Below are 23,507 nucleotides of genomic sequence, written 5' to 3' on the forward strand. Positions count from 1 at the left end.
GTAATTTAAATTTTCCATATTATACACCTTTTTGAATCAATGCGCCGGCCTTACTGGATGAATATTCAGCGGCTGTTCACAAAATTTGGAAAATTATTGATTATCGATTTTCACCGCAACTTAAAGCAAAGAGGGTGCTATCATCGCTTTAGACAACAGTATACTGTCGCAGGCTTATTTTACACGGGATAAGATAGTGCAGCACCATATCGACTCATTTAACAAATTCATAGATCATGGGCTGCAGAAGATCATTGATGAGCAGAATATAATAGAAACGGACATTGAGGATACCTATCTCAAACTTGGGAGGATCCGGGTAGAACATCCGGTGGTGAAGGAAGCCGATGGGGCAATCGAGAAACTTTACCCCAACGAAGGCAGACTCCGGAACCTCTCCTACTCCGGCCCCCTTTACCTGGAGATGAGTGTTGTCAAGGACGGGATTGAATCCGAGGTATTGGAGGCAAAAATAGGGCAACTCCCTATTATGACCAAGTCAAAGGTCTGTAACCTCCTTGGACTGAGCGATCCTGAAAAAGTCCGCTATGGTGAAGATCCCCTGGACTCCGGAGGGTATTTCATCATAGGGGGGACTGAAAGAGTTGTCATGACCCTTGAAGACCTTGCTCCGAACAAGATCCTTGTGGAGTACGGGGAACGCTACGGGGACAACATCGAAGTTGCAAAGGTCTTCTCCCAGAAGCGGGGGTACAGAGCCCTCGTAATCGTGGAAAGAGGCCGAAAATCCCTGCTTGAAGTGTCCTTCCCTTCTATTTCGGGAAGAGTATACTTCATCACCCTGATGCGGGCCCTTGGCGTTGTTACTGACGAAGATATCGTAAATGCAGTCTCAAGCGACCCCGAAATCATCAAGTTCATGCTGGAAAACCTTGAAGAAGCCGAAGTCGAGACCCAGCAGGAAGCAATTGAGAAGATAGGGGCGAGGGTTGCAGCAGGGCAGGCCAAGGAATACCAGATCAAGAGAGCAAACTACGTTATTGACAGGTACCTCTTCCCTCACCTTGGGAACGACGTGGCCGACAGGATCGCAAAGGCTCATTTCCTGGCAAGGATGGCAGAGTCCTGTTTCGAACTGGCGCTTGGCAAAAGGGCTGAAGACGATAAAGACCACTATGCCAACAAAAGGCTGAAACTTGCGGGAGACCTGATGGAAGACCTCTTCAGGGTATCCTTCAACAGGCTGGCAAGGGACATCAAGTACCAGCTAGAGCGCGCAAACATGAGGAACAGGGAACTCAACGTAGCCACAATTGTCAGGGCGGACGTCCTGACAGACCGCCTGCAGCACCCCCTGGCAACCGGAAACTGGGTTGGAGGGAGGACCGGGGTTTCCCAGCTCCTCGACAGGAACGACTACATTTCTACCCTTTCCCACCTGCGGCGCGTAATCTCTCCGCTTTCCCGGGCTCAGCCGCACTTCGAGGCAAGAGACCTGCACCCCACCCAGTGGGGAAGGCTCTGTCCCTCTGAGACTCCTGAAGGTCCCAACTGTGGACTGGTGAAAAACTTCGCCCAGATGGTGGAGCTGTCCACGGGCACGGAAGAGATCGACAGCATAAAGAAAATACTCTATGACTTTAATGTCGAGCCTGTAGTCATCAAGGTGCCCGAGGTGCCTGCAGCCCTTGATCTGGAAATTTCCGAATTTGAAGAAGAGGTCATAGAAGAGCTGGAAGTAGTGCCTGAGGGGAGCAAGTTTAAAGATGACGATTATTTGGATTATTCGGGCGATAACCTGGAAGAAGGCGGGTCGATACTAAATGACTAAAGCAAAAATATTCATCAACGGAGAGCTTGTCGGAACCCATGACAACCCTGCGGAACTGGTGGAAGAACTCCGAAAAATGAGGCGTCAGGGTTTCATCTCCAAGCAGGTCAACATAGCCCTGAACGACAATACCAGGGAAGTAGTCATCAGCTCCGATATGGGCAGGGCCAGAAGGCCCATGGTAGTTGTGGAAAACGGGGTTCCACTGGTTACGGAAGAGCAGATAGCGAAACTGAAGAATAAAGAAATCGGCTTTGAGGACCTGGTAAAGGGAGGTTGTGTGGAGTATCTGGACGCCGAGGAAGAGGAAAACGCCTACATTGCCCTCTACGAGTCCCAACTTAACTCAAGGCATACCCACATGGAACTCGATCCCGAACTCATGCTCGGGATCTGCACGGGAATGGTCCCGCATCCGGAACACAACGCTTCCCCGCGTAACACAATGGGGGCAGCGATGATCAAGCAATGTATCGGGGTTTCCACGGCGAACCAGAAACTCCGGCCCGATACCCGTGCCCACGTCCTGCACTATCCACAGAGGGCAATGACAAGGACAAGGACCTGTGAAGCCATTGGTTTTGATGACAGGCCTGCAGGCCAAAACTTTGTGGTGGCAATCCTTTCCTATGAAGGGTACAACATTGAAGATGCCCTTATTTTCAACAACGGGTCAATTGAAAGAGGCCTTGGAAGGAGCCACTTCCTCAGGACATTTGAGGGTGAAGAGCGGAGATACCCCGGTGGTCAGGAAGACAAGTTCGAGATCCCCGACTCCGAATTCCGTGGAGCTCGCAGTGCAGATGCCTATGCGAACCTGGACATTGACGGGCTTGTAAACCCCGAGACCCCTGTGGGTCCTAACGACGTGCTTATCGGAAAGACCAGTCCTCCGAGGTTCCTGGAAGAACCTTCGGAATTCGGGATTGCCGTAGAGCAGCGGAGAGAAAGCTCGATTACCATGCGGTCCAACGAAAAGGGAATCGTGGACACTGTCATTCTTACAGAATCCATCAACGGGACTCGCCTTGCCAAAGTCAAGGTCAGGGACGAGAGGATCCCGGATATCGGGGACAAGTTTGCATCCCGGCACGGGCAAAAAGGAGTTATCGGACTGAAAGTCCCGATCGCTGATATGCCCTTTACGGAATCTGGCCTGACCCCCGACCTTATGATCAACCCGCACGCCATTCCTTCCCGTATGACTGTCGGGCACGTGCTTGAAATGATCGGGGGAAAAGTCGGGTCCATGGAAGGCAGAAGGGTGGACGCTACAGCCTTTTCCGGAGAAAATGAAGAAGACTTAAGGGAAGCTCTGAAAAGCCACGGTTTTGCCCATACCGGTAAAGAGGTATTCTACGATGGCGCAACCGGCAGAATGATCCCTGCTGATGTCTTTGTTGGAGTAATCCTTTATCAGAAACTGCACCACATGGTTACTTCCAAGATGCACGCCCGTTCCCGCGGTCCCGTGCAGGTGCTTACCCGCCAGCCCACCGAAGGTAGGGCAAGGGAAGGAGGTCTGAGGTTCGGAGAAATGGAGCGTGACGTGCTGGTAGGGCACGGGGCTGCCATGTCCCTGAAAGAAAGGCTGCTGGACGAGTCGGACAAGGTTGTGGAACTTGTCTGCTCCCATTGCGGTATGATAGCAACTTTTGACAAGCAGAGGAACGTCTCTTTCTGTGCTGCCTGCGGGGCTGACACGGATATCTATCCCGTGGAGATGAGCTACGCATTCAAACTGTTACTGGACGAAATCAAGTCCCTGGGTGTTGCACCCAGGCTCAATTTGGAAGATGCGGTATGAGGTGAGGTGAAAATATGGCAAACGTCCCTCCAATTCCGAAAAGAATTTCTGCTATTAAGTTTGGCTTAATGTCTCCGAAAGAAGTCCGGAAGATGAGTGCAACCCCGATCATTACGGCAGATACCTATGATGATGACGGGTTCCCTATTGACATGGGACTCATGGACACGAAACTCGGGGTCATCGACCCGGGGCTTCGCTGCAAGACCTGTTCCGGGAGAGCCGGAGAATGCCCGGGACACTTCGGGCACATCGAACTTGTGGCTCCTGTTGTACACGTAGGGTTTAACAAGATTATTCGGAAGCTGCTCAGGGCATCCTGCCGGAAATGCAGCCGGATCCTGCTGGACCCCGCACAAAAACAGCATTTCCTGGAGCAGCTGGCAGCTGTTGAAGAAATCGGGCACAGGCCTGATGACCTTATCAATGAGGTCTACAAGGAAGCAAGCAAAGTCAAGACCTGCCCCTACTGTAATGAGGAGCAGCTCGACATCAAGTTCGAAAAGCCCAGCGAGTACCTTGAAAACGGGGAGAAGCTTACTCCCACAGAGATCAGGGACCGCTTCGAAAACATTCCGGACGAGGACATCCGGGTCATTGGGATGGATCCCAATAACGCAAGGCCCGAATGGATGATCCTCACCGTCCTGCCCGTTCCCCCGGTAACGGTGCGCCCTTCCATTACCCTTGAATCCGGGCAGCGCAGTGAAGACGACCTGACCCACAAGCTTGTGGACATCATCAGGATCAACCAGCGCTTCCAGGAAAACAGGGAAGCAGGTGCGCCCCAGCTGATCATTGAAGACCTATGGGAGCTTCTGCAATATCACGTTACTACTTTCTTTGACAACTCTGTCTCCGGTATCCCCCCGGCAAGGCACAGGTCAGGAAGGCCCTTAAAGACCCTCTCCCAGCGTCTGAAAGGAAAAGAAGGCCGTTTCAGGGGCAGTCTCTCGGGTAAACGTGTAAACTTCTCGGCTCGTACCGTGATTTCTCCTGACCCGAACCTGAGCATCAACGAAGTCGGGGTCCCGATTCCAATCGCAAGGATCCTGACAGTTCCTGTAATCGTAACTCCCAGGAACATCGAGCAGCTCAAGGTTTATATCCGGAACGGGACTCTTATCCATCCCGGGGCAAACTACGTGTTCAGGCCCGACGGGCGTCGCATTAAAGTTACTGAGATCAACAAGGAAGACCTGGCAGAGAAAATCGAGTATAGCTGGATGGTCGAACGTCAGCTAAAAGACGGGGACATCGTGCTTTTCAACAGGCAGCCTTCCCTTCACAAGATGAGTATCATGGCTCACTCGGTCAAGGTGCTCCCGAACAAAACCTTCAGGCTCAACCCTGCAGTCTGTCCCCCTTACAACGCTGACTTTGACGGGGACGAGATGAACATGCACGCCCTCCAGACCGAAGAGTCCAGGGCTGAGGCAAAGATCCTCATGAGGGTCCAGGAAAATATCCTCTCCCCGCGTTTCGGAGGTCCCATTATCGGCGGGATCCACGACCACATCTCGGGGCTTTTCCTGCTAACCCGTTTTGAGAATCATATCTCTGCGAAGGACGCCTTTGACATCCTCAGGAAGGCGAAAGCTCACGAACTACCCGATCCGGCGGGCCACGATGAAAACGGGATACCTTTCTGGACAGGAAAACAGATTTTCAGCCAGATCCTGCCCGAAGCCCTGAACATGGGATTCCCGGCTCAGGTCTGTTCGCACTGTGATGTCTGCCAGGAAGAGGAATGCCCAAACGACGCCTATGTGGTAATCCGTGACGGGGTCCTCATCAAAGGTACCATCGACGAGGCAGCTATCGGGGCGTTCAAAGGAAAAATCCAGGACCGGATCATCAAGGAGATCAGCGCCGAAGCCGGGGCTAAGTTCATAGACGACATGACCAAGCTTGCAATCCGGGCAATCATGCGGACTGGCCTGAGTTTCGGGATCGCCGACGAAGATATCCCCAAGGAAGCAAGGATCCAGATCAACGAAGTCCTCGGCACAGCTGAAGATGCCGTTCAAAACCTAATCAGGTCCTACGAGAACAAGGAACTCGAGCCCCTCCCCGGAAGGACCCTGGACGAAACTATCGAGATGAGCATCATGCAAAAACTCGGTAAAGCCAGGGACGAGACCGGGAACATAGCAGACAGCCACATGGGGCTTGAGAACTCGGCAGTTATCATGGCCCGTTCGGGTGCCAGAGGTTCTATCCTGAACCTTACCCAGATGGCAGCCTGTGTGGGCCAGCAGGCAGTGCGTGGTGAGCGCATTCGCAGAGGATACGCAGGCAGGACACTCCCTCACTTTGAAGCAGGGGACCTGGGTTCGGATGCTCACGGTTTCGTCAAGGCAAGCTACAAGAGCGGGCTGAACCCGACGGAATATTTCTTCCACGCCATCGGTGGTAGGGAAGGGCTTGTGGACACTGCGGTCAGGACGTCCCAGTCAGGGTACCTCCAGCGCAGGCTTGTTAACGCCCTCCAGGACCTTGAAGTCCATTACGACCTTACGGTCAGGGACACTCGAGGCGTGGTTGTGCAGTTCAAGTACGGAGAAGACGGGATCGACCCCACAAAGAGCGATTTTAGCAAACCCGATGCGATCCAGCGGATTATCCGCTCTGTTATGAACAAGGAGGCGGCTGAATGAGTATCAGCGAAACCACGATCGAAAGCATGACTAAAGACCTTCCTCTCCCTTCAAACATAATGAAGGCCCTCCGGAATGAAGCGCTCAATGCCGGGGTAAGCAAGAAGGAAATGGAAGAAATAATAGAGCAGGTCATGGAAGAATACAAAGAGTCGTGCATCGAGCCCTGTGATGCCGCAGGGGTAGTTGCCGCCCAGTCCATAGGGGAACCGGGTACCCAGATGACCATGCGTACCTTCCACTATGCGGGTGTGGCTGAAATTAACGTTACCCTGGGTCTGCCCCGCCTGATCGAAATCGTGGATGCCCGGAAGATCCCGAGCACCCCGATGATGACGATTGCCCTTTCCAAGGAAAACGCGGATGATTACGCCTACAACAGGGAGAAAACAAGGGCCCTTGCCTGGGAGATCGAAGCTACCAGGATCGACCATATTGCGGACGTGACCACTGACCTTTCCCAGATGAAGCTCATCATCGACATGCATGAAAAGGCCATGGAAGGCAGGAATATTACCATCGAACAGATCAAGGAGAAGTTCAGTGAAGAAATGAACGTAATGGTGAGCATCTCCCCTGACATCGATAATCAGATCATTATAACCCCTAACGAGCCGTCCTACAGAGAACTCCTCCAGCTTGCAAAGAACATCCACGACGTCACCCTGAAAGGAATTGAGGGGATCAAGAGGGTTGTTGTCAGGAAAGAAGGGGAAGAGTATACCCTTTACACCGAAGGTTCGGCCCTTCGCGAGGTGCTTCAGTTCGAAGGTGTGGACAGGACAAGAACCAGTACCAACAATATCAACGAGATCTATGAGGTGCTGGGAATCGAGGCCGCCAGGAATTCGATCATAAAGGAAGCCACCGACACCCTCAGGGAACAGGGGCTTACCGTAGACATTCGCCACATCATGCTGGTGTCTGACCTCATGACCTGTGACGGGGAAGTGAAACAGATCGGAAGGCACGGCATTTCCGGTGAAAAGGCCAGTGTCTTTGCACGTGCGGCTTTCGAAGTTACGGTCAGCCACCTGCTGGACGCCGGGATGCGCGGAGATGTGGACGAACTCAAAGGCGTTACTGAAAACATCATTGTCGGCCAGCCTATCCGGATGGGTACTGGTGATGTCCACCTGGTCAGCAGAAAGAAGGAAGATAAGATCGAAGTTGAAGACGAATGCGGGGTCTGAAGGGGCTATAAGCCCGGATTCCCCTCCGGGGGACCTTCAGATTACCACTGTAATACCTGATACTAATATGATTCCTGTATAGAGCCGGGAAGCCTATAACCAGAAAATAGATATAAGGAATCAAGTATTAAGAGTACCAGATATTCACCGAGCTTGGAAATCTTTATTGAGAATGAGATCGAGTAGACGAGCTAATCTGAGATAGAGTTGATGAAAATGAAGATTAATGTTGATAAATCCCTGATTAAGGCTGTGAAAACAGGAACGGTTATCATTGGAAGCAACCTGACCATAGATGCAGCGGTAGATGGCAGCGCAAAACTGGTCGTGCTTGCATCAAATTGTCCTGAAAACGTAAAGAAGAAACTCCAGACAACAAATGTCCCTATTCTCGAATACGGCGGCACCAGTGTAGAACTGGGACCTGTCTGCGGAAAGCCCTTCACGATTGCTGCAATGGCAATCCTTGACGCAGGAGAATCCGATATCCTGGCAGTTACAGCCTGATGAAAGGAGTTGCAGCGTTTTGGGTGAAATAAAACTTACGGCGAACACCATCCAGTACATTGCACTATTTGAAAATATGACCCGGGCCAAAATCCTCGACTGCATTATAGAAGAGGAACGGCTCGTATGCGTCGTAAAGCAGGGCGACATGGGACTTGCCATAGGCAAGAGCGGCGAAAATATCAACCGCGTTAAAAAAGCCCTGGACAAGCCCATCGAACTTGTGGAATACTCAGAGGACCAGGTCACATTTATAAAGAACGCGTTCGGCCCCGTATCCGTCAGTTCTGTAAACATTGTAAACAAAAATGGCAAGCGATTAGCTTATGTAGAGGTACCCAATAAGGAGAAGGGGCTTGCCATCGGGCGCAGCGGCAGAAACATTGAAAAAGTGAAAATACTTGCTCGTCGCCACCATGACATTGACGATGTAATCCTGCAGTAATCCCACATAAATATTCAGCACATAGATTTTCAGTTTACTTTGATCATTTCAACCGGCGTTGAGGACAAATTTCGGCACTAACTACCTTAGAAGGAAAATAATATCAATCATTTAAATTCGGAGAATTAATTATGGCAAAAGGAAAATATGCAGCTCATATACTCAAGCAGGCCAGAAAAGACGCTCGCTGGAAAGATACAAACTACAGCAGGCGTGTTCTGAACCTGAACGTGAAAGCCGATCCCCTTGGAGGAGCACCTCAGGGCAGGGGTATTGTACTGGAGAAGGTAGGAGTTGAAGCAAAGCAGCCTAACTCTGCTATCCGGAAATGTGTAAGGATCCAGCTCATCAAGAATGGGCGTCAGGTAACCGCTTTCTGTCCGGGTGACGGGGCAGTGAACTTTATCGATGAACACGATGAAGTGACCGTCGAAAGGATCGGTGGACGCATGGGTGGTGCAATGGGTGATATTCCCGGAGTACGCTTTAAGGTGACTGCCGTAAACAACGTGTGCTTACACGAGATGGTTATTGGCAGAATGGAAAAACCGAGGAGATGATTGGTTTTGTACAAGATTTTCGGCAAATGGGACTCTTCTGAAGTAGAAATCAAAGATCCCGGGATCAAGCGCTATGTGAGCCTTACTCCGGTCATTGTCCCTCACAGCAGTGGGAGGCACGCAAGGCAGCAGTTTAACAAGTCCGAGATTTCCATCGTGGAACGCCTTGTCAACAACATCATGAGGGCAGAGCAAAACACCGGCAAAAAGCAGCTTACTCTCAGGATCGTAGAAGAAGCCTTTGATATCATTAACAAGAAGACCCAGCAGAACCCGATCCAGGTCCTTGTGGACGCCATTGGCAACGCAGGCCCCAGGGAAGAAGTTGTGAGGCTCAAGTACGGTGGAATCTCCGTGCCAAAAGCAGTGGACACTGCTCCCCAGAGGCGTGTTGACACGGCTCTTCGCTACATCAGCATGGGTACAAAAAATGCTTCCTTCAAGTCCAAGCGCTCGGCCGCAGAATGCCTGGCTTCCGAACTCATAGGAGCCGCAAACCGCGATGCAAAGTGTTTCTCCATCAACAGGAAGGATGCAAAGGAAAGAGTTTCAAAGGCAGCCCGTTAATCATTTCTACGGGGTTGCCCCGATTTTTATATTTATCAATTTAAAATAAATCAAAATATCTGTTTACAAAAGGTATTAGCATGGGACGAAGGAAGAAAATGGTCGAGCGTGTGACAACGCTTATGACTGATCCCGAAAGGATCAGAAACATCGGAATCGTTGCTCACATCGACCACGGTAAAACAACATTAAGTGACAACTTGCTGGGAGGCGCTGGAATGATTTCCAAGGAGCTTGCCGGCAGACAGTTATTCATGGATTCCGACGAGGAAGAACAGGAACGCGGAATCACCATTGATTCATCCAACGTATCAATGGTTCACACTTACAACGATGAAGACTACCTGATCAACCTGATCGATACCCCCGGGCACGTCGACTTCGGTGGGGACGTTACTCGTGCCATGAGGGCCGTAGACGGTGCCGTAGTGGTCGTGGACGCTGTAGAAGGTACCATGCCCCAGACCGAAACCGTGCTGAGGCAGGCTCTCAGGGAACACGTAAAACCCGTACTTTTCATCAACAAGGTCGACAGGCTCATCAACGAGCTTCAGGTGGACTCCCAGGAAATGCAGGTCCGTCTCGGAAAGCTCATTGATCACGTTAACAAGCTGATCAAGAACATGAACGAGGAGAAGTTCAAGGCAGGCTGGAGGGTCGACGCAGCAAACGGGACCGTAGCCTTCGGATCAGCTCTTTACAACTGGGCCATCAGCGTGCCCATGATGCAGAAGACCGGGATCTCCTTTAAGGACGTCTATGATTACTGTAAGGCTGAGGACATGAAAGCCCTGGCAGAGAATTGCCCCCTGCACGAGGCCGTCCTTGACATGGTAATCCGCTACCTTCCAAACCCGATTGAAGCCCAGAAAGACAGGGTAAAGGTCATCTGGCACGGGGATGAAAGTACCGAAATCGGGCAGTCCATGACCCACGCAAACGCAGACGGAGACCTTGCCTTTATGGTAACGGACATTTCCATGGACCCCCATGCAGGAGAAGTAGCAACCGGAAGGCTCTTTAGTGGGTCCTTCTACCGTGGGCTGGAAGTCTACACCTCAGGCACTGCCAAGAAAAGCAGGGTCCAGCAGGTAGGAATCTTTATGGGCCCCGAAAGGCTCGAAGTGGAAACGATCCCTGCAGGAAACATTGCCGCAGTTACGGGCCTGAAAGAGGCGTTCGTCGGTTCCACTGTTACCACCCTTGACGGCATGATCCCCTTCGAGAGCATCAGGCACGTAAGCGAGCCTGTGGTGACCGTGGCTGTGGAAGCCAAGCACACAAAGGACCTTCCCAAGCTTGTGGAAGTCCTCAGGCAGGTCGCAAAGGAAGACCCGACTCTCCAGATCACCCTTGACGAGGAAACCGGGGAACACCTGATGGCAGGGATGGGAGAACTCCACCTCGAAGTCATCGGCCACAGGATTGAAAGGGACAAGAACGTAGAAATCACCACCAGTCAGCCTATTGTGGTTTACAGGGAAACCATCAAGAAGAAAACCGAACCCGTGGAAGGAAAGTCCCCTAACAGGCACAACAGGTTCTACATCTATGTGGAACCCCTTGATGATGCCACTGTCGAGCTTATCAAGTCCGGCGAGATTTCCATGCGCATGCCCGAGCTCGAACGCAGGGAGAAGCTCATGGCTGTCGGCATGGACAAGGACCAGGCAAAGAAAATTGCCGGAATCTACGGCTCAAACATCTTCATCGACATGACCAAGGGTATCCAGTACCTGAATGAAACCATGGAACTGGTGCTCGACGGGTTTGAAGAAGTCATGAAGGCAGGCCCACTTTCCAGGGAACCTGTGGCAAACGTTAAATGTGTGCTTGTGGACGCAAAACTCCACGAAGACGCAATCCACAGGGGTCCTGCTCAGGTCATTCCGGCTTCCAGACAGGCTATCCAGGCAAGTTTGCTCCTGGCAGAAGACAGCTTACTTGAGCCCTACCAGAAGGTCTTTGTTCAGGTCCCCCAGCTTAACATGGGCGGAGCTACCAAGGAACTGCAGGGCCGCCGTGGCTTGATCATGAACATGACCACTGAAGGTGACCTGGCTATTATCGAATCCAGGGTGCCTGTGGCCGAGTTGTTCGGGTTCGCCGGGGAAATCAGGTCTGCAACTGAAGGGCGTGCCATGTGGAGCACGGAATTCGGAGGCTTTGAAATCGTACCGACCAACATCATGGTCGAAATCGTGGCCCAGATCAGGGAAAGGAAAGGCCTGAAGAAGGAACTTCCAAAGCCCACTGATTTCCTTGGGATGTGAAGCGGGATTTTTCCGCTTTTCCCCCCCTTGAAGGAGAAAGCTTTAAACCGAAGTATGTCTATAATGGGGGAAAAACATTCCTGGCAGCTGGAAATTCACAAAGATCCTGCTCTAATCAAGAGTGATGTTAATATAGTAATTACATGATATAGCAATGAAACTCATCCATTACAGGAGAATTTAATATGGCAGCAGAAAAACCACACATGAACTTAGCAGTCATTGGTCACATTGACCACGGAAAGTCCACCCTTGTGGGTCGCTTAATGTATGAAGCCGGTGCTGTTCCGGCCCACGTTATCGAGAAATACAAGGCAGAAGCAAAAGAGAAGGGTAAAGAATCTTTCGCCTTCGCATGGGTCATGGACTCTCTCAAGGAAGAGCGTGAAAGAGGTATCACAATCGATATCGCTCACAAGAGGTTCGACACAGACAAGTACTACTTTACAGTTGTGGACTGCCCAGGTCACCGTGACTTCGTCAAGAACATGATCACCGGTGCCTCCCAGGCAGACGCAGCAATCCTTGTGGTCGCAGCTCCTGATGGTGTAATGGCCCAGACCAGGGAACACATCTTCCTTTCCAGGACCCTTGGTATCAGCCAGCTCATCATCGCCGTGAACAAGATGGATGCCGTGAACTACAGTGAAGACAGGTACAAGGAAGTTGTAGCCCAGGTTTCCGAACTTCTCAAGATGATCGGCTTCAAGCCAAAGGACATTCCCTTCATCCCGACCTCCGCTTTCGAGGGCGACAACATCACAAAGGCCAGCGAGAACACACCCTGGTACAAGGGCCCCGGAATCATGCAGGCCCTCGACCAGCTCAAGCAGCCCGAAAAGCCGGACACCCTCCCGCTCAGGATCCCTGTGGAAGACGCATACACCATCTCCGGTATTGGTACCGTGCCTGTGGGCAGGGTCGAGACCGGTGTCATGAAGAAGGGCGACAAGGTCGTCTTCATGCCTGGTGGAACAGAAGGAGAAGTCAAGTCCATCGAGATGCACCACGAAGAAATTCCGCAGGCAGTCCCCGGTGACAACATCGGCTGGAACGTCCGTGGTATCGGCAAGAGCGACGTCCGCAGAGGAGACGTTTGTGGTCTTGTGAGCAATCCACCATCCGTTGCTGACGAGTTCGTGGGCCAGATCGTGGTTCTCCAGCACCCCTCCGCAATCACCGCAGGATACACCCCTGTGTTCCACGCCCACACTTCCCAGACCGCATGCCAGCTGATTTCTCTTGACAAGAAGCTGGACCCCAAGAGCGGGCAGGTTAAGGAAGAGAACCCGACCTTCATCAAGGCCGGAGACGCAGCAATCGTCACAATCAAGCCGACAAAGCCGATGGTCATGGAGCCTGTAAAGGAAATTCCGCAGCTCGGCAGATTCGCCATCCGCGACATGGGTATGACCATTGCCGCCGGTATGTGCATGAGTGTTAAGCAGAAATAAACACTCTCCTTTTTTTATTTTTATAAGGAGAAAAAAGTATGCAGAAAGCTAGAATTAGATTGTCCGGCATCAGTCCTACGGATCTGGACGGAGTCTGTAACCAGGTAAAATCCATCGCAGAACGGACAGGTGTAAGCATCTCCGGGCCCGTACCACTTCCAACAAAGAAGCTGGTCGTTCCCACAAGGAAGAGTCCAAGTGGCGACGGAACCGCAACCTGGGATCACTGGGAAATGCGGGTGCATAAGCGGCTCATCGACATCGCAGCCGACGAAAGGGCACTTCGCCAGCTCATGAGGATCCAGGTCCCGAAAGACATCAACATCGAGATCGTACTCGAAGGATAATGTGAAAAGATCCAGGTTACAGAACTCTTCTGTAACTGGACTTACAAACTCCTTTTCACCTTCCATTATTTTAGAAACCTTTCATCAATCTTTATATCAATTTTCATATAGTTGCCGGCGGCTGCATATGGATTTTTCCAGCACGCCGGAAAACTTAGCACTATCTTTTCAATCAAGCTACTTTTCCAATCAATCTTACTTTTCCAATCAATCTTACTTTTCCAATCAATCTTACTTTTCCAATCAAGCCTTTTGAAACATTAATCGCTTACTTTCCAGGATTTCCCACTGCCCGAAGAGATGTTCCAGCAGAGTTGCGGCTCTGCAGTGCGCGGTCCGTTTCGCTTCGCTCAAGCGGACTATGTTGCTTAATCAAAACCGCCTTTCCACCCTGTAGGAAACTGTCTTTGTGCCCTTTGCCGGAACCGTTACCCTGAATTCAACTGTGAAGGCATCGGTTTTGTCATATTCGTCGGAACTTTCCAGGATTTCCCACTGCCCGAAGAGATGCTCCACAACCGTTACTGCTTGGGCTTCGGATTTGCTGTTTGCAAGTTCGATCTCGTAACTGACTCTTTCCACATTGTCGCTGACACGTTCATAATCAGTTTCTGTCCTGGCAGCCGTGACATCAAAGGAAGTCCCGACAGCTGCCCTGATTTCTCCTTCCTAGGGGGTGTGCTCGATCCGGTCTTCTCCGAGGAACTGCAGGTCTCCTGCAGAATCGGTTTTGTATGTCCTGAATACACCTGCCGGAAGAGGCATTCCAAGCCCGTTTTCTTTGGAATTGTCCAGAGTCAGGAAAACCCGGACCCTGTCTCCGGAAAAGCTGTCATAAATTAGTTCTTTTTTTATGGGTACGGAATCCGCAGTGAAAAGGGAGATCTGCTTTTCCTGGTTGTTTTTAAGGGTCGCCGTTTTTTCAAGGGTGTACAGGTGGTACTCAAAGAAACCCTCTTCAGTGAAGGGGCTTCCCACCAGGGCTTCTTCAGCCACTGCTTCGTCCTCAACGGCTTCATATACCGGCTGTGGGGTGGAAACCCGGTTGATTTCCCCGGAAACCAGTTTCAGGCCAGCGTCCTCAAAGTCAATCCCTGCCCGGTTGTCAATGCTTACCCAGCCCCGGATGTCGGCCCTGGTATCGTCCGCATTGCTAATCAGGGCATAATCCGCGTTCCAGCTTATGCCCCCGGTTAGGTAGGAGGTCAAAAGTTCCCTCTTCCCGGAAACAGGAGAGTAGAGCTGCCAGACGAGAGTTGGCTTTGTCGAAAGCCCTGAAGCGTCCGGAACTTCTACCTTCAGGACCTCCTGCAGCATCAGGACGTTTCCGTCTTTCCCCTCAAGGATAACGCCGTTTCCTTCATAGTTAAGCAGCTTTCCGCTGTAGCTCTCCCCGTCCCCGGCAGTAACGGTGATTTCCTTTTCCAGGTATTTCTCAAGTAATGAAAAACTGCTCACAAGGTCATACTCATAATTTTGTTCGATAACAGCGGTGTCCCTGTTTTCCGGGTCCTCAACCATAACCGAGGCAGGATCTATCATGGCTGCAACATTGCCGTACTCCACAAGGTTGACTCCGCTCTCGAGCTCGAATTCCCGCCGCTCTTTTACGAGAGCAAAGTCCTGCTCGTAAATAGTAATCTCAAGAGCTCCGGCTGCTCCTCCTGTCCCTCCTGTTCCTCCTGTTCCTGAGCTCAAAAACCCGATAGGGTCCGCAGGCTGAACTTTTGCATCAATGTAAGCCCCGGGTTCAACCCTCTCCCCGTCAACTGCAGATTCGATTTCATCCCCGTTAACTGCAGGATCATATGCCCGGGCCATGTTTCCGAATTCCTGGGGGAAACAGGCTGAAAAAACGAACATAACCCCGAAAAATGCCACCATAATCCATAATAAGCGCTTTTTCACTCCCATGTAATATAATGTGGTTTATATTTATTTATATATGACTTTGCTGCAGATTTAAGCTGGCTTGTGCCCGAAAAAAACCTTGTTTTTCAAAAAAAGTCTTTAAAATCAGATCTCATCCCGGTAAGTAAATACATTTATCCGAAATCACTGTCCTTACAAATGATGGGGAAGAACGTTTATATAAAATAAGTATATGTGAAAATCCTGCCACATTGCTTTAAAAGGCCCCGGGTTTTGTGATAAGATTTAATCCTGACTCTAATTCCGGGTATTTCCTTTTTCGTATCGATACCAGGGGCCCTCACCGCTTGCGAAGCAAGCGGCCCTTCCCGAAATTAATGAAAAAGAGCGATTGCAAAATAAACTGCAACTATTGGCTTTTATTTTGATTCGATTCACTTAACGTCAATATTCTGCCTTTACATCTAATTTTCGACATTACATCTTATTGTGTTTCTAACTTGTATTGATTGAGGAATAAGAGCTTCAATAAATCCTAAATAACTTACATTGATTGATGATTCCAAATGCAGATCATAATTTTGCGAAATTAGAAAATCTCACTTGATTTTCTTTTTGGTATTCATATTCCTTAGGTAATATTTTTGAAATAATACTACTAGTTCTCCTAAAAATTCCTTGTCGCTTATAATTTCCTTGATTTCATAATTGTTAAATTTCTTGATCCATTCTATTTCACTAGCTTGAGCCGAAAATGAAATTGCTTCTGTTTTTTGATTCAATTCTTCAATAAAACTGGTATCAAAATCTTTCCCAAAGAAGTTATCAACCAAGCTTTTTTTATTCCCCAAATAAAGAAAATCAATATTTTTTTCATCATCCACACTGTTCACAAGATCTTCAAATTGTATTTGTAGTTCAGGGTCTGATTCATATAAAAGTTTGAATTGATCTTTATGAATTCTCATTGTTTTGGTAACTTGCAATAAATGAGCTTCTAAATTAGAATAAGAACTATTTATGCGATCTATTATTTCATCAGATGCACAGGCAGGATTCATTGGATTCAGTTTTAAACCCAGAATGTATGCCCCCATTAAAGTGTATACATTCAGTAGCAACTCATCATATGCCTTTGAAAGATTCTGAACTTCAGGTTCAAAATCTATAAATAGAGCTTCTCGAAGTTTATTTTTATATGAAGAATTTTTTTGTTTTTGAATAATAAATTCAATAAAATTTATAATTGATAAACCTATACCAATGTCCATTAGTTCCCTCCTTTCCAAACTCTATATTATTCAAACATCTATGTCAAATCAAAGATAATTTCGTATAGCATTGTTTTTTATAGCATCATTTAAATATTTTAGTAGAATTTCCTTTTGTTATTTTTAGAAGCCAGAATAACAAGGTATTTTTACCAACTTATTGAAATACTCATTGTCCGAATAGTCCAGAAAAAATACAAAAATGTTATATTTCTATTATACATTGCTAATATGATTGTAATGAATGATGAAAGATTTTCTACTGTCCCAAAGCCATTTGTTTTTGTCCTCATGCCTTTCGACGAGGATTTTGACGATATCTACAAATATGGGATTAAGGAAACTGCAAAAGAAATAGGTGCGTATGCTGAAAGAGTAGATGAGCAAAATTACAAAGAAGGAATGCTTGAAAGAATATTTAATCAAATAAATAAAGCAGATGTAATAGTCGCGGATATGACTGGTCGAAATCCAAATGTATTCTATGAAGTAGGTTATGCACCCTGGATTCCCGGTGGATCATAACGAGCCCAGCAATATTTGATTGTATAGTCCCTGAAATTTGAAAAGATTATCACATACAAGCGTATTGATTATATAAATATTAAAAATGTAATTATTTATCGGAATGTTAATATCTTCATCGTTAGGTGGTGTATTACACATGACGATGAAGGAACTTGCGTGGCGACAAACTCGATGTCATTGAATGCTTCGAACAGCCAGGAAAATCGCTTTGAGTAGGCGAGATGCTGAAAAAACAAAAACATCTGTATGCCATGATCTGGAGGTGAACTCGCCTACCTCGTTACGAATGGGCGGGAATCCAGGATGCACATTCCTTAGGAAAAATAGTATTGTTATTAACTCAAAAGGTTGAAGATATTCCATTTGATCTAAAGCATAGGCAACATATTGTTTACGGCAATGATGGTAACAAAATTCAGAGTTTATGTAATCAATTGATCCCAAAGTTAACTTGGGCAATTAATGAATCAAAAAAAGGAAAAGAGAATACAAAAAACATTTTAATTTCGATATCTGATTGTTTAAGTTCAATGTCTTTGGTAAACAAATATGGCATAATTCATGATGAATATGATATTAGCATAAGTTTTAATAAAAATGAAAATTTTACTGAGATTCCAGAGGATTGCCTTTCAAAGTCTATTCCAATCGTAAACATTTATAATTTTGAACCTTTTCCTTTAAGCTGTACTGATCATATCATCAGTGTCGATGAAAAAGGACAGCTTTGCAACTATGAAGAAAAAAGACATGTTTATGCTCTCAAGTTCCAAATCCATAACAATTCTTCACAGGCACTCCCAATTATCACGCACATTTATTTGTTTACCGATAACCTTAAACTTCTATGTTTCTCAAGATATTGTGATATTGAATTGGTTTACAGTCCTGAAATAGATGATGAATTTCCAAATAAATATCGTTTAAAAACAACTGTTCCATCTATACCTGCTGGTGCCGTTGAAGCATTTAGGCTCGTTTTGGTCACGGAAGATGAAGTATTTCAATATAACAACAAGCTCCGAATTCACATTTTAAATGATTGTTATGAATTCCCATTCAGGCTCTGCAGGTCGGGCTCGACCCTACGCGACTCAGGAAAAGAAAACTGAAAAATTCTTTCTGGATTTCGAAATTGACCAATCAATCACTCTATTTCAGAAAAAAGTATCAGAAGCCCATTTAAAAAGTAAGAGGGCAAAGCCCCCTTACAGGGTATTTTTCCAGATTTTTACCTTAAACCGGCTTCCGGGAATTTTTCAGACTCTAGTCTGGGAACTCAGAACCTGCGTTCCACGGTATAGGAAACGGTCTTTTCCCCATCTGCAGGCACGCTTATTTTCCATTCTGCGGTGAAAGCATCCGTCTTCTCATACTCATCGGAACTGCTGGTAATTTCCCAGTCCCCGTAGAAGTGCTCAACAACCGTGACGTCCTGGGCTGCGGACTTGTGGTTCTTGATCTGGATCTCGTAGCTTTCCCGCCAGACATCGTCACTGACTCTCTTATAGTTGGTCTGGGTCCTCGTACCGGTTACATCGAAGGCGTTTCCTACCGTAACCTCGACTTCTTCGTCCTTTGGGGTATGGTCGATGCTGTCTTCTCCAAGGAACTGGAGTTGGCCTTCGGAGTCTGCTTTATACACCCTGACAACGCCTGCGGGGAGGGGCATTCCCAGGCCTTTATCCTTTGAGTTTTCTAGGTTAAGGACTACCCGGACCTTGTCGCTCCTCGCCCCGTCAAAGATGAGTTCCTTTTCAACGGGCACAGAGTCCGCGGAGAGGAGGGAGAGCTGTTTGACCTGATTGTTCTTCAGGGTAGCCGGTCTTTCCAGGGTGTAGAGGTGGTACTCGAAGAGGGACTCTTCGGCAAAGGCTTCCTTTGTTGACCCTCCGTACGCTGCTTCTTCCTCGACCATATCATAAGCGACCCTCTGCTGGGGCACGAAGACCTGGTGGACTTCCCCTGCGACCAGCTTCAGTTTTGCGTCTTCGAAAGTGGTTCCGGCATTGTTATCAACACTGACCCAGCCCTGGATGTCAGCCTTCGTATCATCGGCATTGGCTTTCACTATATAGTCCGCCCTCCAGCTCATGCCTTCGGTCAGGTAGGAGGTCAGGACGTCCCGTGTGCCTCCCACAGGAGAGTAGACCTGCCAGACCAGGGTCGGCTTCGTGAGGAGCCCTGCAGAGTCCGGGAATTCCACTTTTGAAACCTCGGAGAGGGTCACGACTTTTCCGTCTTCGAGTTTGAGCACCACTCCGCCGTCATGGCTGAGAAGAATGCCGGTGTAGCTTTTTCCTTCCTCATCGGTAACCGTGATTTCCCTGTCAAGGAATTTGTCCAGAAGTTTGTAACTGCTTACAAGGTCGTACTCATAGTTCTGTTCCAGTACCACGGTATCTTTGCTCTTCGTATCCTCGAACATGACCGACGTCGGGTCTATGAGAGCGGCTACGTCCGTATACTCAACCTGGTTGACCCCGGCTTTTAGTTCAAGTTTCCGCTGTTCTTTCACAAGGGCAAGGTTCTGGTTATAGACCGTAACTTCAGTCCCCGAATCCGTCCCTGCGGCTCCTGCGGAGATGAACCCCAGCGGGTCTGCAGGTTCTACTTTCGTCACCACAGCTTCATGGGACTCGATCCCGTTTGCAGCAAGTTCGATCTCATCTGCCGGAGTGAGTTCCCCGGTGGAAGTCGGACAGAAGAAAGCTGCAGCCACAGCTGCAACTCCAAGAAATGCCAGCATAAAACAGACATAACTTCTTTTCATTCTCATAGCAGAAGATAGGGCACTGTTTTATTTATATCTGACTTTGACTGCGGATTCATTCGAAGTTATCTCTCTTGTTTTCGTTTTTTTCAGGGGCTCCGAAAATCTGGAAATAGCTCCCCCCTGATAAAGTTATAAAAATATATATTAAGACCGGATATAGTGTAAACAGAATACATTGTGAACAAAATGCAGTGCAGATAGAATACAGTGTAAACAGATTCAGTGTAGATAGAATAAAGTGTAAAGCCTTCGGTGCAAAAAACTCGGAAAGCTAAACCCGGGACACCAGGAAAGAATGACAGGGAAGGCATTCTCATGAAAATCATCGGAAGTCTGGAAATGAAAAACGTAAGAATTACCAGAAGTTTTATCCTGAGCCTCCTGGCTCTCCTGTTCCTCACCGGAACAACAATCTCTGCCTCAGCCTCAGGGCTTACGGCAAGCAGGGAAATATCTACCGACCCGGTCTATCCCGGGGAGAGCTTTACCGTAAGTGTGCAGATCCAGGCAGGACATTACCTTGAAGCTCCTGCCCTGGACGAAAACCTGCCAGCCGGCTGGAGCATAAGCCCGGTTGATAATGACGGAGCCGTGTTCCGGGAAAGCGGCACTTTCAAAGCTTCCACCCTGGAATGGGTCTGGGTCGAAAGCCTTTCCGAAGGGGAAGGGAAGACCGTCATATACGAAGTTACCGTGCCTCCTGACTCCGAACCCGGGACGTACTCCATCACGGGCGCCGTCTCCGCGTATTCGGTCTCTGCTGTCCCTGTGGCAGGAGACTCGCGGGTCCTTGTAACCCTCCCTCCCCCGGAAGCCCTATTTTCCGCAAGCCCGCTCTCCGGTACCGCACCCCTGACCGTCACCTTTACGGACCTCTCAACCGGGAACCCGGACTCCTGGGAATGGGACTTTGAAGGGGACGGGGTTTTTGATTCCGCCGAAAGAAACCCAAGCCATACCTACGAAACCCCGGGAAGCTATACTGTCACCCTCCGGGCAAGCAACAGCAGCTATGGGAGCGATACCGAGACCAGAACGGGGTATGTTAGTGTAACGGAGAAAACCACAGTTAAAACCACATCTTCCGGAGGAGGGGGTGGAGGCGGAGGAGGCGCAGGGTCCCCGGAACCTAACAGCAACATTGGGCTCAAGGAGATTTCGAGCGGGCAGGTCTTCAAAGGAACCCACGCCAGCTACATCTTCAAAGCCGAAACAAATGATATAGTGACTGTGGAATTTGACCCGAAGAGGAGTTTCGGGAAAACAACCGCTATCGTGGAGATGCTTAAAAACACATCAGCAATGGTTGAGGAGCCGGCTCCCGGGACTGTCTATAAAAACATGAACATCTGGGTCGGCAATAGCGGCTTTTCTAGCCCTGAAAACCTTGAAAACGCCAAAATCAGTTTCCGGGTAAACAGGACCTGGATCTATGAAAACGGTATCAATGAAAGTATGATAACCCTCTACCGCTACAATGAAGAGGACTGGAACTCCCTTTCCACATCCCTGATAGGGGATGATGAAAACTACCTTTACTTTACTTCCGAAACCCCTGGCTTTTCACCCTTTGCAATAGCAGGTAGAGAAGAAGGTGTCCAGAAGATGGAAATTTTCCCTCTGGAATCGGAAAGCCAGGTAGTGAACGGAGAGAAATTAACTGAAGAAGAAAAAGAAAATGGAGTGGGAGAAAAAGAGGGAGAAGAAATAGAGAATCCCGCTTCTGAGACGGAAAAAGAAGGGAAAACGAAAAGCACCCCGGGCTTTGAAGCATTATTTGCGGCAACAGGCACGATGGTTTCATATGCATTTCTGAAAAAAAGATAAATGAGTAACTTGAAAAGCGGCTTTAAATAATGTCCTGCTCGAAATCCGGAATTCTGGCCCATAAAATCGGATTTGGGGTTTCGCTTCTTTTTTACTCCATGGGACATATTTCAATTTGCCTTTTCAGGTTCCAGCACTATCACCGGTCGCTTGCGACCGGCCTTTTCCATAAAGAGGGATAATATATGGATAAGTAAAAGAGTAGCTGGGTGACTGTGGAGATGTATTGGGATGACTGATAAAGTCGCCATTATGACTGTGGAGCTATATTGGAATGACCATTAAGGTCTCCAGTATGACTGTGGAGCTATATTGGAATGATCAATAAAGTCACCATGATGACTGAAAAACATATTGAGTTAACCGAAGGCAAAAAGCAAAATATGCCAGAAAAATGGTAAAAACGAATGTAGAACAGAAACAAATACAACTCAAAAGATATTCTTTTTCAGATTCAATTTTATTCCTTTTTGGGGAGGTGCCGCCAGACAAGCTGGCGGGTGTATTCCTGTCAACGTTTAAACTAAAAAAGGTTTCATGGGGTAAGGAGAAGTACTTCTTGTCATGCAGAGTACTTTTCGGATCAGGCAGAGTACTTCTCGATAGCATTCAGTTTCTCTTGACAGTGTATATTTCATACGTTATTTTTTTACCTGTACCCGCACTGCTCAAGCCAGCTAAGGGACCTTATCCATTCTCCTTTTGGCTCCCTTGAGGTGCCCACAACAAGCCTTTTCATATCTCCCAGCTCTTCGACCACACCCCGGGCTTCGATTATCTCTCCGGGAAGGGCCTGGCCGGCATAGGTGTGGGTGTAGGAGAGCACGTGGTCGATTTCCTCGTGGTCGACTTTATAGTACGAAGGGTTGTCAAAGGCAAAATCGGCATTCGTGACCTCAGCTTCGATTTTCAGCTTGACGGTGTCCGTGCCCCGCTGGAGAGGTTCTTTTATCTGGTCCCATTCCCGGGTGAAGAGGAGGTCGAAATAGGTGCCATCCACCATGCCCCGGTTGCCTTTCCTGGATTCGTGGAGCATGAATTCCTCGAAGGAAATTTCGGGAATTCTTTTCCTGTAAATCCTCTGCCACATCTCCTCATCAATATCCTCGATAGGTCCCTCTCCCTTTTTTGCAGCCGCTATTGCGTCCCTGGCTTTGAACCAGGCAGGGCCGTAGACGACAAAATCGATGTCCGAACTCTCGTTCTGGAGCCCCGCGACCATCGAGCCCGTGACCCCCATGCTCGACCTGGCAAGCCCGGCTTTGTCCAGGGTTTTAACGATTTCAGCTACCCGGCTGTCGCTTTCAACCAGTTCCGGGATCCGGTCAGAGGGGCGCAGCAGTTGCTTGACCTCGGCTTCAGGGACAACGTGCACGTCCTGTACCCATTCGGGCTTGTGCTCCCGCATGAACTCGAAAGCCGGGCCAAAATCTAATTTTTTGTAGCGGATCCCGTTTAATTCCCGGTCTCCGGTTTCATCCGGTACGTAGCGGAGGGTGGCTCTTATCCCGTCTTTATGGAAGTAATCAACAACGGCAAAGAGCCAGTTGTCCTTTGTTAGAAGAAAATCCCTGAGGCGTGTTTTGAGCATGGGTACCAGTCCTTAAATTTCATAAGCAGCAAATTAG

19 protein-coding genes are annotated in these 23,507 nt (G+C 48.6%); 14 read left to right on the forward strand and 5 right to left on the reverse strand.

The features are described from left to right. The first annotated feature begins 196 nt into the window (after positions 1 to 196). From MSMTP_RS04470 to rpsJ, 11 genes are all read left to right on the forward strand, one after another. Positions 197 to 1,792 carry a DNA-directed RNA polymerase subunit B'' gene (locus MSMTP_RS04470; RefSeq protein WP_048178003.1) on the forward strand — a complete coding sequence of 532 codons (1,596 nt, stop codon included), beginning with the start codon at positions 197 to 199 and terminating at the stop codon, positions 1,790 to 1,792. Further along, a complete protein-coding gene (gene rpoB, locus MSMTP_RS04475; RefSeq protein WP_048178004.1) occupies positions 1,785 to 3,599 on the forward strand; it encodes a DNA-directed RNA polymerase subunit B in 1,815 nt (604 codons plus the stop codon). Before MSMTP_RS04470 ends, rpoB begins: the two co-directional genes overlap by 8 nt. Positions 3,600 to 3,613: 14 nt before the next feature. After that, positions 3,614 to 6,259: a DNA-directed RNA polymerase subunit A' gene (locus tag MSMTP_RS04480; RefSeq protein WP_048178005.1), complete on the forward strand. Its 2,646-nt coding sequence runs from the start codon at positions 3,614 to 3,616 to the stop codon at positions 6,257 to 6,259. Next, entirely contained in the window at positions 6,256 to 7,452 is a 1,197-nt protein-coding gene (rpoA2, locus tag MSMTP_RS04485) for a DNA-directed RNA polymerase subunit A'' (RefSeq protein ID WP_048178006.1), read from the forward strand. Before MSMTP_RS04480 ends, rpoA2 begins: the two co-directional genes overlap by 4 nt. Positions 7,453 to 7,662: 210 nt before the next feature. After that, positions 7,663 to 7,959, forward strand: a complete 297-nt coding sequence (locus tag MSMTP_RS04490; RefSeq protein WP_082090493.1) for a 50S ribosomal protein L30e — start codon at positions 7,663 to 7,665, stop codon at positions 7,957 to 7,959. Between the two features lie 19 nt (positions 7,960 to 7,978). After that, entirely contained in the window at positions 7,979 to 8,404 is a 426-nt protein-coding gene (locus MSMTP_RS04495; protein WP_048178007.1) for a NusA-like transcription termination signal-binding factor, read from the forward strand. Positions 8,405 to 8,535: 131 nt separating this feature from the next. After that, the gene (locus MSMTP_RS04500; protein WP_048178008.1) at positions 8,536 to 8,964 is read left to right on the forward strand and encodes a 30S ribosomal protein S12; all 429 of its coding nucleotides are present in this window, start codon (positions 8,536 to 8,538) and stop codon (positions 8,962 to 8,964) included. Then, positions 8,965 to 9,531: a 30S ribosomal protein S7 gene (locus MSMTP_RS04505; protein WP_048178009.1), complete on the forward strand. Its 567-nt coding sequence runs from the start codon at positions 8,965 to 8,967 to the stop codon at positions 9,529 to 9,531. A gap of 80 nt (positions 9,532 to 9,611) precedes the next feature. After that, positions 9,612 to 11,804 (forward strand): elongation factor EF-2, encoded by a 2,193-nt coding sequence (locus tag MSMTP_RS04510; protein ID WP_048178010.1) that lies wholly within the window; start codon positions 9,612 to 9,614, stop codon positions 11,802 to 11,804. Positions 11,805 to 11,989: 185 nt separating this feature from the next. Further along, positions 11,990 to 13,258, forward strand: a complete 1,269-nt coding sequence (gene tuf, locus MSMTP_RS04515; RefSeq protein WP_048178011.1) for a translation elongation factor EF-1 subunit alpha — start codon at positions 11,990 to 11,992, stop codon at positions 13,256 to 13,258. Positions 13,259 to 13,296: 38 nt separating this feature from the next. Next, positions 13,297 to 13,605, forward strand: a complete 309-nt coding sequence (gene rpsJ, locus MSMTP_RS04520) for a 30S ribosomal protein S10 (RefSeq protein WP_048178012.1) — start codon at positions 13,297 to 13,299, stop codon at positions 13,603 to 13,605. Between the two features lie 372 nt (positions 13,606 to 13,977). Here rpsJ and MSMTP_RS19890 read toward each other — a convergent pair whose 3' ends face one another. The 3 genes from MSMTP_RS19890 to MSMTP_RS04530 all read right to left on the reverse strand — a co-directional run bounded on the left by MSMTP_RS19890 (position 13,978) and on the right by MSMTP_RS04530 (position 16,748). Next, entirely contained in the window at positions 13,978 to 14,187 is a 210-nt protein-coding gene (locus MSMTP_RS19890) for a hypothetical protein (RefSeq protein ID WP_231582915.1), read from the reverse strand. An 87-nt stretch (positions 14,188 to 14,274) separates the two neighbouring features. Next, positions 14,275 to 15,468: a DUF4139 domain-containing protein gene (locus tag MSMTP_RS04525; RefSeq protein WP_231582916.1), complete on the reverse strand. Its 1,194-nt coding sequence runs from the start codon at positions 15,466 to 15,468 to the stop codon at positions 14,275 to 14,277. A gap of 608 nt (positions 15,469 to 16,076) precedes the next feature. Further along, entirely contained in the window at positions 16,077 to 16,748 is a 672-nt protein-coding gene (locus MSMTP_RS04530; protein ID WP_048178013.1) for a hypothetical protein, read from the reverse strand. Between the two features lie 114 nt (positions 16,749 to 16,862). Between MSMTP_RS04530 and MSMTP_RS17825 the strand changes: the two genes are divergently transcribed. Next, a complete protein-coding gene (locus MSMTP_RS17825; RefSeq protein ID WP_052718271.1) occupies positions 16,863 to 17,273 on the forward strand; it encodes a hypothetical protein in 411 nt (136 codons plus the stop codon). Between the two features lie 332 nt (positions 17,274 to 17,605). After that, positions 17,606 to 18,388, forward strand: coding sequence for a hypothetical protein (locus tag MSMTP_RS04540; protein WP_048178014.1), 783 nt, complete (start codon positions 17,606 to 17,608; stop codon positions 18,386 to 18,388). 167 nt (positions 18,389 to 18,555) lie between these two features. On the opposite strand, the gene MSMTP_RS04545 is transcribed toward MSMTP_RS04540, so the two are convergent. Next, on the reverse strand, positions 18,556 to 20,025 hold the full coding sequence (locus MSMTP_RS04545; RefSeq protein WP_231582917.1) for a DUF4139 domain-containing protein: 1,470 nt from the start codon (positions 20,023 to 20,025) through the stop codon (positions 18,556 to 18,558). Between the two features lie 342 nt (positions 20,026 to 20,367). Here MSMTP_RS04545 and MSMTP_RS04550 point away from each other — a divergent pair, with 342 nt between their 5' ends. After that, complete coding sequence (locus MSMTP_RS04550) at positions 20,368 to 21,879, forward strand: PGF-pre-PGF domain-containing protein (RefSeq protein WP_048178016.1); 1,512 nt, start codon at positions 20,368 to 20,370, stop codon at positions 21,877 to 21,879. A 649-nt stretch (positions 21,880 to 22,528) separates the two neighbouring features. Here MSMTP_RS04550 and MSMTP_RS04555 read toward each other — a convergent pair. Next, positions 22,529 to 23,470: a nucleotidyltransferase domain-containing protein gene (locus MSMTP_RS04555; protein ID WP_048178017.1), complete on the reverse strand. Its 942-nt coding sequence runs from the start codon at positions 23,468 to 23,470 to the stop codon at positions 22,529 to 22,531. Positions 23,471 to 23,507 lie beyond the last annotated feature (37 nt).

The organism is Methanosarcina sp. MTP4, assembly GCF_000970045.1.
Taxonomy (GTDB): Archaea; Halobacteriota; Methanosarcinia; order Methanosarcinales; family Methanosarcinaceae; genus MTP4.